Source organism: Streptomyces laurentii (assembly GCF_040635425.1).
Lineage (GTDB): Bacteria > Actinomycetota > Actinomycetes > Streptomycetales > Streptomycetaceae > Streptomyces > Streptomyces laurentii.
Genome location: NZ_JBEYHT010000057.1, coordinates 1 through 12,751 on the forward strand (window position 1 = coordinate 1; position 12,751 = coordinate 12,751).

The following is a 12,751-nucleotide window of genomic DNA, read 5'->3' on the forward strand; positions in this document are numbered from 1 at the left end:
CGTGGAGAGGTCGTTCCCGAAGGACGCCGTCTCCGAGGTGAACCGGTCACCGGTGAGCTGCATGCCGTCGCCGGAGTCACCCGCGAAGCGGATGACCACGCGTTCCAGGCGGCGTGTTTCCTTCACTCCCGCTCCTTGATCGGTGCCGCGAGCTGTCGCTGCAGCGCGAGTTCGGTACTGGACAGGGGGATGTGCGGGCAGAGCCGCTCCGGATGGCCGGCGGGCGGTTCGTCGAGCCGCCGCGTCGGGGTGCCCATGAGCACAGGCGGCCCGATCGTGGAGATGCCGAGCCAGACCCACCCGGCCGCGAGCAGCGTGGAGTAGATCCCGCGGACGGTCTTGTGAACCACGTCTCTCATGCGTGCAGGACCTCCCGGGCGGCCACGGCGATGTCCGCGTCCTCGGCGGGCGACGTGGGCCGTCCGGTGCCCCAGGTCCACAGCCGCGACACCGCGTCCAGGTCCAGGTCGTGGCCCTCGGTCCAGATCCGGGCGGCGGCGGTGAGCACCGACTGGCGGTCCGCCTCCAGGGTGCCGCGGCGGGCCGGCAGGAGCGGGACGACCGCGCCGGCGCCGAGCCGTACCGAACGGTGCCGGCGGGCGAACGCGGTGAGGGTCTGCCGCGGGCCCACCTCGACCAGCAACACGTCGTCGGCGGCGAGGAGTTCGTCCAGGGCATCGCGGAAGTACACGGTGTCGGTGATCTGCCGGGCCCAGAAGCGCGGGCTGCGCGCCTCCTCGGGGCTCATCAGGGTGCCCGTGTAGCCGGAGTAGAGCGGCAGCCGCGGCTCGCGCAGCGGGATGTCCCGGTACGCGGTCTCGACGGCGTCGGAGGCGGGCGCCATGGCCGGGGAGTGGAACGGGCTGGACGCGGGCACGGCGACAGCGGTGAAGCGGTCGGCCTTCAGCCGGTCCCGTACGGCGTCCAGCGGCCCCTGCGAACCGGCCAGCATCACCTGCTGGTTGGCGTTGACGGCGGCGATGGCGACGTCCCCGGTCAGGTACGGGAGCAGCTGCTCCTCGCTCGCGGCGACGGCGAGCATGCCGCCGGCCGGGATCCTCACGGCCTCCCGGACCCGGGCCCGCACCATCTCGACCGCGTCCCGCAGGGACACGACCCCGGCCAGGGTCGCCGCGACGAGTTCGCCCGCGCTGTGCCCGAGGACGGCGACCGGGCGCACGCCCCAGCCGAGGACCATGCGGCCGAGCGCGTAGTCGATCGCGAACAGCAGGGGCTGGGCGCGGCGGACGTCGTCGATGCCGATCGTCGCCCGGTTCGGGTCGAGCCAGTCGGCGCGGATCAGATGGCCCTCCTCGCCCAGGTGGGCGAGGACCGCGTCGACGGCGGCGGTGAAGACGGGCTCGCGGCGGTAGAGGCCGGCGGCCATGCCCGCGTGCTGGGACCCCTGGCCCGGGAACATCAGGGCGATGGGCCGGGGGCGCGACGCGTCGGCCGCGCGGGCCCGGTGGACCGTACGGGAGGCGAGCGCCGACACGGCCACGGCGGCGCCCCGGACCGGTCCGGGCGCGGTGCCGCAGGGCACGGTGACGGGCAGCGCGGGGAACCGTTCCCGGTGCACCCCGCTGAGCATCGGCAGCAGTTCCTCGCGGACCCGCGCCTCGTCGGCCGCGTCCCGGCCCGACCACAGGATCAGCCGGTGGCGGTCGGGGTCGGTGCCGCGCGGGGGCTGCCACAGCGGGCGCAGCGGCGGGGCGACGTCGCCCGGGGCGAACATGTCCAGGATGCCGAGGACGGTGTCGCCGTCCGCGACGGCCTCGGCGGCGCGCTTGACCGCGTACACGGTGATCGTCTGGGGGTCGGGGGCGCCGAACTCCGCGACCAGGGCGAGGTCGGCGGTGCCCTCGTGCAGTTCCTGGTGGGCGCGGCGCAGCACCTGGCCCGGGCCGCCGACGGTGCGGACGGTGAAACCCTCGTGCTCGGTGGGGAGTGCGCCACCGGGCACGGAATCCGCGCCCGTACCGGAGTCCGCGTCCGCATCCGTGCCGATGAGGACGACGGTACGGGCCGGCAGCTCCTCCGGGGAACGGCCGAAGGCGCGCAGGACGACCGAGACGCCCGCGGCCGAGGCCACGACCCGTGCGGGCTGCCGCGGGGCGGAGCCGGGGCTGACGATCAGCCGCCGCACCACCGCGCTGTGGGACGTGAGTGACATGTTCCCTCCTCGTGGGCTGCGGCTTCGGCCGCGCTCGTGTGTACGGAAAAGGGGAGCCGGGCAGAACAACGGCCGCCCTGCCCGCGGGGGACGTGAGGCAGGGCGGCCGCGCGCGGGGCCGGCTCAGACGGCGTCCTTACTGACGGCCGGCGTTGATGAGCGCGAGGAGCGCGCCCGGGGTCTCGGCGTCGACGACGGCGTCGTCCGGGATCTCGATGCCGTACTCGCGCTGGATCTCGCCGATGACCTGGAGCAGGGCGAGGGAGTCGTAGCCCAGCTCCATGAACGGGGTGTCGATGACATCGCCGTCGAGGTCGATGCCCTCCTCCTCGCCGGCGCTCTCGCGCAGCATGCGGGTCAGGTCGGCCAGGGTCACGGTGGCGGTCGAAGTGGTCGTCATGGTCGGTACCGTCCTCTCGGTGGTGCGCTTGGCAGGACCGGGGTGGCCGGCCTGGGTGGGTCGTAGGGACGTGGAGTCGTCGGATCGTGGTCCGGTCCGGTGCGTACGTCTGATGGGCACGCGGGTACGTACGCCCGGTCGGCACGGATCGGGAGGATCGGGGACCCGGCGGGTACGGCTGCGGTTCCGCGTCCCGCCGGCTGCCCGCGTCCCCGTCAGGAGGCGCGGCGCACCACGAGGGCCGCGTTGAAGCCGCCGTGCCCGCGCGCCAGGACGAGCGCGGTGCGCAGGTCGGCCTCGCGGGCCTCGGTGACCAGGTCGATGGTGTGCTCGGGCGCCGGGGCGGTGACGTGCGCGGTGGGCGGGATGACGCCGTCGCGCAGCGCGAGGAGCGCGGTGGCGACGTCGAGGGCGGCCCCGCCCGCGAGCAGCCGTCCGGTCATCGTCTTCGGCGCGGTGACGGGCACCCCGCGCACGCCGAACAGCGCGGTGAGGGTGGCCGCTTCGGCGCGGTCGAGGTCCGGGACCCCGGCGGCGTCCGCGAAGACGATGTCGATGTCCCCGGCGGTGAGGCCCGCGTCGGCGAGGGCGTTCTCGATGGCACGGCCGAGACCGGCCGGGCGGCCGCTGCCGGGGGCCGGGTCGAGGGTGGCGGCGTACCCGGCGATCTCGCCGTACCGGTGCCCGGCGCCCCGCCGGTCGGCGGCCTCGGCGCTCTCCAGGACCAGGATGGCGCCGCCCTCGCCGGGCACGTACCCGCGGGCCTCGGCCGCGAACGGCAGGTAGGCGCGGGCCGGGTCGTCGGCGGTGCTCATCAGGCCGGAGGCGATCTGCGGGACCCAGCCCCAGGGGCAGATCGCGGCGTCGACGCCGCCCGCGACGACGGCGGAGAAGCCCTTGCGGAGGTGGCGGCGGGCGTGGCCGAGGGAGTCGATGCCGCCGGCCTGCTCGGTGAGCAGCACGCCGCTGGGGCCGCGCAGCTTGTGCCGGATGGAGATCTGGCCGGTGTTGACCGCGTAGAACCAGGCGAAGGACTGGTACGCGCTGACGTACTCCTTGCCCTTGCTCCACAGGTTCTGCAGTTCGCGCTGGCCGAACTCGACGGCGCCGCCGGACGCCGCGGTGACGACGCCGATGCCGTACTCGGGCAGCTCGCCGGTGTCGATGCCGGCGTCGGCGAGCGCCCAGTCGGCGGCGGTCAGGGCGAGCCGCGTCATGTGGTCGGTCTGCGGCATCAGCCGGCTGGGGATGTGCTCCTCGGCGGTGTAGCCGGGGACCTCGCCGGCGATCCGGGACGGGTACTGGGTCGCGTCGAAGCGGGTGACCGGGCCGAGGCCGGACTCGCCGGCCAGGGTGGCCTTCCAGTAGTCCTCGGTGCCCAGGCCGTTGGGTGCGGCGATGCCGAGGCCGGTCACCACGGTGGGCGACGTCGTGACGGACGCCGTGGCGGGCGCTGCCGCCGATCCGGAGGCGGTCATGCGGCGGCTCCCCTTTCCGGGCGGGCGAGCACCATGGCGCTCTGGAATCCGCCGAATCCGCTGCCCACGCTGAGCACGACGTCGGTCTGCTTCTCGCGGGCGGTCAGCGGGATGTAGTCGAGGTCGAGCTCCGGGTCGGGCTCGTGGAGGTTGGCGGTGGGCGGCAGGATGCCGTACTCCATCGCCAGGGCGCAGGCGGCGATCTCCAGGGAGCCGATGGCGCCCAGCGAGTGGCCGATCATCGATTTGATGGAGCTGACCGGGGTGCGGTACGCGTGCTCGCCGAGGCTGCGCTTGAAGGCGCCGGTCTCGTGCCGGTCGTTCATCTTGGTGCCGGAGCCGTGGGCGTTGATGTAGTCGACGGCGCCGGGGGCGAGCCGGGCCTCGGCGAGGGCGGCGTCGATGGCCTCGGCCATCTCGATGCCCTCGGGCTTGAGTCCGGTCATGTGGTACGCGTTGCAGCGCGAGGCGAAGCCGGCGATCTCGGCGTACACGTGGGCGCCGCGCCGCCGGGCGGACTCCAGCTCCTCCAGGACGAGGATGGCCGCGCCTTCGCCGAGGACGAGTCCGCTGCGGGTGCGGTCGAAGGGCCGGCAGGCGCTCTCCGGGGTGTCGTTGCGGGGCGTGGTGGCGTGGATGGCGTCGAAGCAGGCCGAGGTGATCGGCGAGATGGGCGCCTCGGTCGCACCGGCGATCATGATGTCGGTGGTGCCCTCGCGGATGAGTTCCACGGCGTGACCGAGGGAGTCGAGGCCGGAGGTGCAGCCGGTGGAGACGACGGCGGCGGGGCCTTCGGCGCCGGCGGCCTGACCGACCTCGGCGGCGATGGAGCTGGGCACGAAGTGGCGGTACAGCTCGGGTACGGCGTACTCGTGGTCGACGTTCCACTTCCGGCCGCCGTCGCTGACGACCGCGTACTCGCGCTCCAGGCTGGTGGTGCAGCCGACCGCGCTGCCGACCGAGGTGCCGACGCGGCCCGGGTCGTACGCGGAGAGGTCGAGGCCGCTGTCGGCCAGTGCCTCGCGGGTGCTGACCACCGCGAACTGGGCGGCGCGGTCGAGCCGGCGGATCTCCTGCGGGGTAAGGCCCGCGGCGGCCGGGTCGAAGTCGACCTCGGCGGCGACCTGGGAGCGGAAGGGCGAGGGGTCGTAGAAGGAGATCGTGCGGGTGGCGGTGCGGCCCTCGGTGAGGAGGTTCCAGTACGCCTTGACACCGACCCCACCGGGAGCCACGACGCCCAAGCCCGTGATGGCGACTCTACGCATGGTCTACCTGGCCTTCGACGGGGCCGGGTGCGGCGCCGCACACCGGCCGGTTGACGCTGTGGGGCTCACTGTCGATCCCTTCGTCGTGTTCATCGCTGACCTGAAACGGACCCGATGTCTGCACCGAAGTCCGCACCGAAATCCGCGCGGAGGGCCGCGCCGGCATCTGCACCGATTCGCATGCGGCGGCCGGAGAAAGCGCGGGGTGGGTCCTTCTCCGGCCGGCCGGACCGGTCAGCCGCTCGCTCGTGACGGAGTGCCGTTGCCGGTGGAGTCACTGCCGCTTCCGGTGACTTCATGGAACATCTGTGCGCTAGACCGGTACTCGTGTGTGCGTGGACCTGTCGTTCTCCCGCGGCCCACCGCCGGACCCGCCAGAAAACCCGCAGGCCGGCGCGGGGAACAGCCTGCTGAAGAGCCCGCCGGACAGCCCGCTGGAGAGACCGCCGGGCAGCCCGCTGGAGGGCCCGCGCGCCGGCGTCCCGGCCCACGGGCCTACGTGGGGACATTTCCGTGCTTGCGCGCGGGGACCTCGGCCCGCTTCGTCCGCAGCATGGCCAGCGAGCGGATCAGGATCCGCCGGGTGTCCGCGGGGTCGATGACGTCGTCCACAAGGCCTCTTTCGGCCGCGTAGTACGGGTGCATCAGCTCGGTGCGGTACGCGTCGATGAGCCGGGCGCGGGTGGCCTCCGGGTCGGCCGAGGCGGCGATCTCGCGGCGGAAGACGACCCCGGCCGCGCCCTCGGCGCCCATCACGGCGATCTCGTTGGTGGGCCAGGCGAAGGCCAGGTCGGCGCCGATGGAACGGGAGTCCATGACGATGTACGCGCCGCCGTACGCCTTGCGCAGCACGAGCGAGATCCGGGGCACGGTCGCGTTGCAGTACGCGTGCAGCAGCTTGGCGCCGTGCCGGATGATGCCGTTGTGCTCCTGGTCGACGCCGGGCAGGAAGCCGGGCACGTCGACGAGGGTCACGAGCGGCACATTGAACGAATCGCAGGTGGAGACGAAGCGGGCGGCCTTCTCGCTCGCGTGGATGTCGAGGACGCCGGCCAGCGCGGCGGGCTGGTTGGCGACGATGCCGACGGTGTGGCCGCCGAGCCGGGCGAGCGCGCACACGATGTTGGGCGCCCACGCCTCGTGCACCTCGAAGATCTCGCCGTCGTCGACGATCTCCTCGATCACCCGGCGGATGTCGTAGCTGCGGCCCGGGTCGGCCGGCACCAGCTCGGTGAGGGCGCCGGTGCACCGGTCCACGGGGTCCTCGCAGGGCGCCGCGGGCGGCAGTTCGCGGTTGTTGGACGGCAGCAGGGCGAGGAGGAAGCGGACGTCCTCCAGGCAGTCGGCCTCGTCGTCGTACGCGAAGTGGCAGACGCCCGAGGCGGTGGCGTGGACGTCGGCGCCGCCCAGTCCGTTGTGGGTGATCTTCTCGCCGGTCACCGCCTGGACCACGTCGGGTCCGGTGATGAACATCTGCGCCGTCTCGCGCACCATGAAGACGTAGTCGGTGAGGGCCGGGGCGTACGCGGCGCCGCCCGCGCACGGGCCGAGCATCACGCTGATCTGCGGGATCACCCCGGAGGCGGCGACGGTGCGGCGGAAGATCCCGCCGTAGCCGGCGAGCGCGGTGACACCCTCCTGGATGCGGGCTCCCGCCCCGTCGTTGAGACCGACCAGCGGGGCACCGGCGGCCTCCGCGAGGTCCATCACCTTGTGCACCTTCTGGGCGTGCGCCTCGCCGAGCGCGCCGGCGAAGACCCGGAAGTCGTGCGCGTAGGCGAAGACGGTCCGGCCGTGGACGAGGCCCCAGCCGATCACGACGCCGTCGCCGTGCGGCTTCCTGTCCTCCAGGCCGAAGCCGGTGGCGCGGTGCCGGCGCAGCGGCTCGATCTCGGTGAACGTCCCCTCGTCGAAGAGGAGTTCCAGGCGCTCGTGGGCGGTGAGCTTGTTCTTCTCGTGCTGCCGCCGGGTGGCCGCGGGGTCGGGCCCCCGGCTCACCTCCTCCTTGAGCCGCCGGAGTTCGGCGGTGGCACGACGGAGGTCGGGAGCGGCCTGGGTGACCGTGAGGTCGTCGAGGATCGTCATCGGCCGAACGTAGGAACGGCGGCTTGAGACGGGCTGGAGGGCCGAACGACGGTCCCGTCAGGGCCGGTTGGCCCCTGGACCGCGTACGGCTCGACGTACGGATGGGCGTACGGATGGGCGTACGACTGGAGGTACGGGGGAGCGTACCGGGGGCCGTACCGATGAGGGACGTACGGAGGGACCGTGCGGCCGGCCGTACGCGCGGGTCAGCCCGCGGCCGTCACCGGCAGGTCGAGCGCCGGGTCCGCCGACAGCACGGCCTGGTGCAGCCGCCGCAGCCGGGCGGAGGGTTCGAGACCCAGCTCGTCCACGAGGGTCTCGCGCAGCCGCTGGTACGCCTCCAGGGCCCGCCAGGCGCTGCCGGACCGGTGCAGGGCGGTCATCAGCTGGGCGCAGAAGTTCTCGTGCATGGGGTGCCGGGCGACCAGGACGTGCAGCTCGGACACGATCTCCATGTGCCGGCCGAGCCTCAGGTCGGCGTCGACCCGCAGTTCGAGGGCCGCGATCCGGTCCTCCTCCATGCGGAGCACGTCGAGTTCGAGGACGGTGCCGACGCGGACGTCGACGAGCGCGCTGCCCGTCCACATGTCCAGGGCGCCGCCGAGGAGTTCGGACGCGGCGTGGTAGTCGCCGGCCTCGTACGCGGCCCGCCCGGCGGCGGTGATCCGGGTGAACTCGTGGGCGTCGACCTGGCCCGGGCGCACCTGGAGCAGGTAGCCGCCGTGCCGGGTGACCAGCACGTCCTTGGCCTGCCGGGTCGGGTCGCCGTCGAGAGCGGCCGCGATCTTGCGGCGCAGCTGCAGAATGTACGTCTGGAGTGTGGTCGCCGCGCTGCGCGGGATGTCCTCACCCCAGATCTCCTCCATGAGTGTCGCCACCGTCACGACCCGGTCCGCCTGCAGCGCGAGCAGGGACAGGATCTGGCGCGGCTTGGCGGCGGTGGGGACGACGGAGACCCCGTTCACGCGGGCCGTCAGTGGTCCCAATACTGTGATTTCCATGATCGCGCCCTCCACTTCCTGAAACTGTGAGGCCGGTCCGGCACCGGGATTCGGCACGGGTCCGGAGCATGGGTCGAGCCTCGCACCAGCGGCGATTTCCTCCCAGTGAGCGGGTCACGAGGGTGGGCGTGAAAATGTCATACCCCGTTGGTGAGCCCCGCACTGTGCGGTCCACCCCGGCTCGACGCAGAATCCTGGCACTCGGCAAACCCGACGCATTCGAGCCGATGAGGCGCGAATCCGCCGACCTTCCAGGAGGGGATCTCCCGTGAACGTCACCCCGCGCACCACGCCGGTCACGAACACCCGCCCCGGCTCCCCCGCCGCCCCTTGCTCCCCCGGCTCCCCCGACGACCGCTCCGCCCTGCTGACGGCCCTGTCCGAGCTGGAGGCCGAGCTGGCGAAGCGCTACACCAGCGACCCGGTCGCCGCCCTGGCCGACTTCGGCCTGGCCCCGGCCGAGCCGGTGTTCGGCGGCTCGGCCGGCCTGCTGGTCATCGAGCAACTGGACGGTCCGGCGGTCGCGTTCGACGAATGCTTCGGATGCGCCACCACGATGGGCGCGTGGGCCGACGCGGACGCGCAGGGTGTCCGGGTAGCACTTGCATGATCACCTCCGGGCACAGAGCCGACGAGCTGCCGGTGGGGTTCAAGCGGCATCTGCGGGTGGAGGCGATCGCAGGGGACGCGGTCTACCTGCTGTCGGAGCGGGGCACGACCGCCCTGCAGGGGCGTGAGGTCCAGGAGCTCGCGGCCCTGCTGGACGGCACCCGCACCCTGACCGGCGTCCTTGAGGAGGCGGCGCGGTCGCTGCCGTCGGACACCGCCGCCCGGATGATCGCGGAACTGGCCCGCGCCGACCTGATCGGCTACCACGATCCGGCCGTGGACGCCGGGGCGGAGGGGTACTGGGAACTCTCCGGTCTGCGCGGGGGCAGCGCCGCCGCGTCGCTCCAGACGACCCCGGTGGAGGTGATCGCGCTCGGCCGGATCGACGCCTCGGCGGCCCGGGCGGAGTGCGCGGCGGCCGGGCTGCGCACGGTCGAGCCGGAGGATCCGGAGGATTCCGAGGATCCGGCGCGGCAGGAGGATCCGGAGTGGCCGGCCGGCCGCGCCGGCACGGCGGCGGCGTTCTCGCTCGTGCTGTGCGACGACTACCTCGATCCGCGCCTGGCGGCGGTCGACGCCCGCCACCGGGCCGCCGGCCGGGCCTGGCTGCTCGCCAAGCCGTGCGGCGCGGAGACCTGGGTGGGGCCGGTGTTCGGGGACCCGAACGGGGCCTGCTGGGAGTGTCTGGCCCACCGGCTGCGCGGCCACCGGACCTCGATGGCGCCCGTCCTGCACGCGCTCGGCCTGTCGGGCACGGTGCCGGTGCCGGAGGCGTCGCTCGCGACCGTACGGGCCATGGGCCTGCACACCGCCGTCCTGGAGGCCGAGAAGTGGGTGGCCGGGCTGCGGTACGAGGGCCAGCGCGCGATCTGCGTCCTGGACACCCGCACGCTGCGGACCCGGCAGCATCCGGTCGCCCGGCGCCCCCAGTGCGGGGCCTGCGGGGACCCGGGGCTCGTGGCGGAGACGGTACGGCGTCCCTTCACCGTACGGTCGAGTCCCCGGACGCACGTCGTCGGCGGCAACCACCGGGCGCACAGCGCCGAGACGGTGCTGGCGCGCTACCGCCACCTGGCCGACCCAGTGACCGGGATCGTCGCCGAGCTGCGGCCCGCGGCCGACTGTCCCGAGGGGCTGCACCGGTACGTCGCCGGGCGCAATCTGGCGCTGGGCGACACCCATTCGCTGGCCGGGCTGCGCGGCGGGCTGCGTAGTCAGAGCGGCGGGAAGGGGACCACGCCGCAGGAGGCCGAGGTAGGCGCGCTGTGCGAGGCGCTGGAACGTTACTGCGGGACCCGGCAGGGCGACGAGCCGGTGGTCCGCGACACCCTCACCGGTCTCGGCGCCGCCGCGCTGCACCCCAACGCCTGTCAGCTCTTCGCCGACCGGCAGTTCCGGGAGCGCGAGGCATGGAACAACCGACACGCACGGCACGCCGGCTTCCAGCACGTACCCCCGCCGTTCGATCCGGCGGCGCCCGCCGAGTGGACGCCGGTGTGGTCGCTCACCCAGGGCACCCACCGCTATCTGCCCACCTCGATGCTGTACTTCGGCGCCGGGCCCGGGGGCGTGCCCACGGCACCCTGGGCGGACTCCAACGGCAACGCGGCCGGCAGCAGTCCGGAGGACGCCGTCCTGCAGGGCCTCCTGGAGCTGGTGGAGCGGGACGCGGTCGCGCTGTGGTGGTACAACCGCACCCGCCAGCCGGCGGTGGACCTCGACGCGTTCGACGAACCGTGGCTCGCCCGGGCCCGGCGGGCGTACGCGGAGGCGGGCCGGGAGCTGTGGGTGCTCGACCTGACCGCGGACTTCGGCATCCCCGTGATGGCCGCGCTGTCCCGCCGTACCCGAGGAGGGCCCGAGGCCGTCTCGTTCGGCTTCGGCGCGCACTTCGATCCGCGCCTCGCGCTGCGCCGGGCGGTGACGGAGCTGGCCCAATTACTGCCCCCGAAAAGCGACTCCTCCGCAATCCGCGCGATGGATCGTGCTCTCCTCGATTGGTGGCATACGGGAACCATCGAGAATCAGCCATACCTCTGTCCTGATCCGGCTGAGTCGCCGCGCATTCCGGACCACTGGACATATACCCCCCGGGGGAATCTCCGGGACGACATCGAAGCGGCGCACGCGCTCGTGCGCGCCCACGGAATGGACCTGCTCGTCCTCGACCAGACTCGGCCCGACGTGGGACTTCCCGTGGTGAAAGTGATCGTTCCGGGAATGCGGCACTTCTGGGCCCGATTCGCCCCGGGCCGGCTCTACGACACACCGGTACGACTCGGGCGGCGCACCCGCCCGGCCCGGTACGAAGAACTCAACCCGATACCGCTCTTCATCTGAAATCGGCCGCCGAAGACAAGCAGTGGCTGCGCCCAACCGAACGGCATAGCATGCGGTTCGCCACTACTGTCCCGGCCAAGGAGAGGCAATGCCGACGAGGCGTGATGGCATGCAAGAGCCTTCGGGGCCGGGCTTCTTGACGGAAGCGGCCACCCCGGACGCGCCCGCGGAAGGTGATGTTCCGCCAGGGAAGGGCGCGTCCGGAATCGCGCGGTCACCGCGGTCCCAGCCGCCGGCCCCGTTACTGGCCCGGACCGTCATCCTGGTCGCCCTGTCCTGCTACGCCGCCATGACCATCCTCAACGTGGTCAGGGTCGAGCAGCCCGCTCGGCAACTCGCCGTCTGCGTCGGCCTGGTGATCGCGGTGTTCGGGGTGCAGGTGGCCGTCTCCTCCGGCGGCTCCCGGCGCTGGTCGACCGGAACGAAGGCGGCCGTACTGCTCCTCCAGGCGGCGCTCACCCTCGCCCCGCTCCTGCTGTTCAGCACCAACTGGGGCAGCATGCTGGGGCCGTTCGCCGCCTCACTGCTGCTCATCCTGCCCGCACGCTACGGCTGGCCGGGCTACGGGCTGCTGGTCGTCTTCATCGCGGTGTACAACCTGCTGGCCGGCGCGACGGCCGACCTGGTCGTCTACTTCACCATCTCCACCATCCTGACCGGCCTCGTCATCTACGGCCTCACCCGGCTGACCGACCTGGTGCACCAGGTGCACGCGGCACGCGAGGAACTGGCGCGCATGGCCGTGACGCAGGAGCGGCTGCGCTTCGCCCGCGATCTGCACGACCTGCTCGGCTACAGCCTGTCCGCCGTCACCCTCAAGGGGGAACTGGTCCAGCGGCTGATCGACACCCGCCCGGACAAGGCCCGGGAGCAGACCGCCGACCTGCTCCAGGTGGCGCGCCAGGCGCTGGCCGACGTACGGCTGGTGTCCCGGGGGTACCGCGACATGTCGCTGTCCGAGGAGGCCGAGTCGGCCGAGTCGGTCCTCGCCGCGGCCGACGTCCGCGCCGAGGTCGACGTGACCTGCGGCAGGCTGCACCCGGTCGTGGACACCGTGCTCGCCACCGCCCTGCGGGAAGGAGTCACCAACATCCTGCGGCACAGCCGCGTGCGGTTCTGCTCCATCAAGGCGGAGTCGGACGGCGAGACCGCCCGTCTCCTGCTGACGAACGACCGGCCGCACGAGCAGCGGGACGTGCTCTCGGTGCGGACCGGTGGCAGCGGGCTGGACAATCTGAGGACCCGCTTCGCCGCGATAGGGGGCGGGGTGCGGGCGGGGCTCGGGGTGGACGGCCGGTACCGGCTGGAAGTCTGGGCACCGGTCAGACCGCACAGCAACGACGGTGAGTCACGAGGGTTCGACTCCGCGGGCTCGGAGAGAACCGCCGTGGCCTAGACAG

The 12,751-nt window shown here is 73.0% G+C and carries 11 protein-coding genes; 3 read left to right on the forward strand and 8 right to left on the reverse strand.

Annotated features, from left to right (window positions below):
* The 8 genes from ABZ693_RS28255 to ABZ693_RS28290 form a co-directional block, all read right to left on the reverse strand.
* On the reverse strand, positions 1-201 hold a 201-nt coding region (locus tag ABZ693_RS28255; protein WP_359882957.1), incomplete at its 3' end, for a hypothetical protein.
* Positions 123-359 carry a DUF6059 family protein gene (locus tag ABZ693_RS28260; protein ID WP_359882960.1) on the reverse strand — a complete coding sequence of 79 codons (237 nt, stop codon included), beginning with the start codon at positions 357-359 and terminating at the stop codon, positions 123-125. The genes ABZ693_RS28255 and ABZ693_RS28260, both read right to left, overlap by 79 nt.
* Positions 356-2,173, reverse strand: coding sequence for an acyltransferase domain-containing protein (locus ABZ693_RS28265; RefSeq protein WP_359882855.1), 1,818 nt, complete (start codon positions 2,171-2,173; stop codon positions 356-358). Before ABZ693_RS28265 ends, ABZ693_RS28260 begins: the two co-directional genes overlap by 4 nt.
* Positions 2,174-2,309: 136 nt before the next feature.
* Positions 2,310-2,573: an acyl carrier protein gene (locus ABZ693_RS28270; protein WP_359882857.1), complete on the reverse strand. Its 264-nt coding sequence runs from the start codon at positions 2,571-2,573 to the stop codon at positions 2,310-2,312.
* Positions 2,574-2,788: 215 nt separating this feature from the next.
* Positions 2,789-4,051 carry a ketosynthase chain-length factor gene (locus tag ABZ693_RS28275; RefSeq protein WP_359882860.1) on the reverse strand — a complete coding sequence of 421 codons (1,263 nt, stop codon included), beginning with the start codon at positions 4,049-4,051 and terminating at the stop codon, positions 2,789-2,791.
* Positions 4,048-5,316, reverse strand: a complete 1,269-nt coding sequence (locus ABZ693_RS28280; protein ID WP_359882863.1) for a beta-ketoacyl-[acyl-carrier-protein] synthase family protein — start codon at positions 5,314-5,316, stop codon at positions 4,048-4,050. Before ABZ693_RS28280 ends, ABZ693_RS28275 begins: the two co-directional genes overlap by 4 nt.
* A gap of 495 nt (positions 5,317-5,811) precedes the next feature.
* Positions 5,812-7,401: an acyl-CoA carboxylase subunit beta gene (locus ABZ693_RS28285; RefSeq protein ID WP_359882865.1), complete on the reverse strand. Its 1,590-nt coding sequence runs from the start codon at positions 7,399-7,401 to the stop codon at positions 5,812-5,814.
* Between the two features lie 206 nt (positions 7,402-7,607).
* Entirely contained in the window at positions 7,608-8,402 is a 795-nt protein-coding gene (locus tag ABZ693_RS28290; protein WP_359882868.1) for an AfsR/SARP family transcriptional regulator, read from the reverse strand.
* 268 nt (positions 8,403-8,670) lie between these two features.
* On the opposite strand from ABZ693_RS28290, the gene ABZ693_RS28295 reads away from it, so the two are divergent.
* The 3 genes from ABZ693_RS28295 to ABZ693_RS28305 all read left to right on the forward strand — a co-directional run bounded on the left by ABZ693_RS28295 (position 8,671) and on the right by ABZ693_RS28305 (position 12,747).
* On the forward strand, positions 8,671-9,012 hold the full coding sequence (locus ABZ693_RS28295; protein ID WP_359882870.1) for a hypothetical protein: 342 nt from the start codon (positions 8,671-8,673) through the stop codon (positions 9,010-9,012).
* The gene (locus tag ABZ693_RS28300; protein ID WP_359882873.1) at positions 9,009-11,351 is read left to right on the forward strand and encodes a TOMM precursor leader peptide-binding protein; all 2,343 of its coding nucleotides are present in this window, start codon (positions 9,009-9,011) and stop codon (positions 11,349-11,351) included. The genes ABZ693_RS28295 and ABZ693_RS28300 overlap by 4 nt, the downstream gene beginning before the upstream one ends.
* A gap of 289 nt (positions 11,352-11,640) precedes the next feature.
* Entirely contained in the window at positions 11,641-12,747 is a 1,107-nt protein-coding gene (locus tag ABZ693_RS28305) for a sensor histidine kinase (RefSeq protein WP_359882875.1), read from the forward strand.
* Positions 12,748-12,751 lie beyond the last annotated feature (4 nt).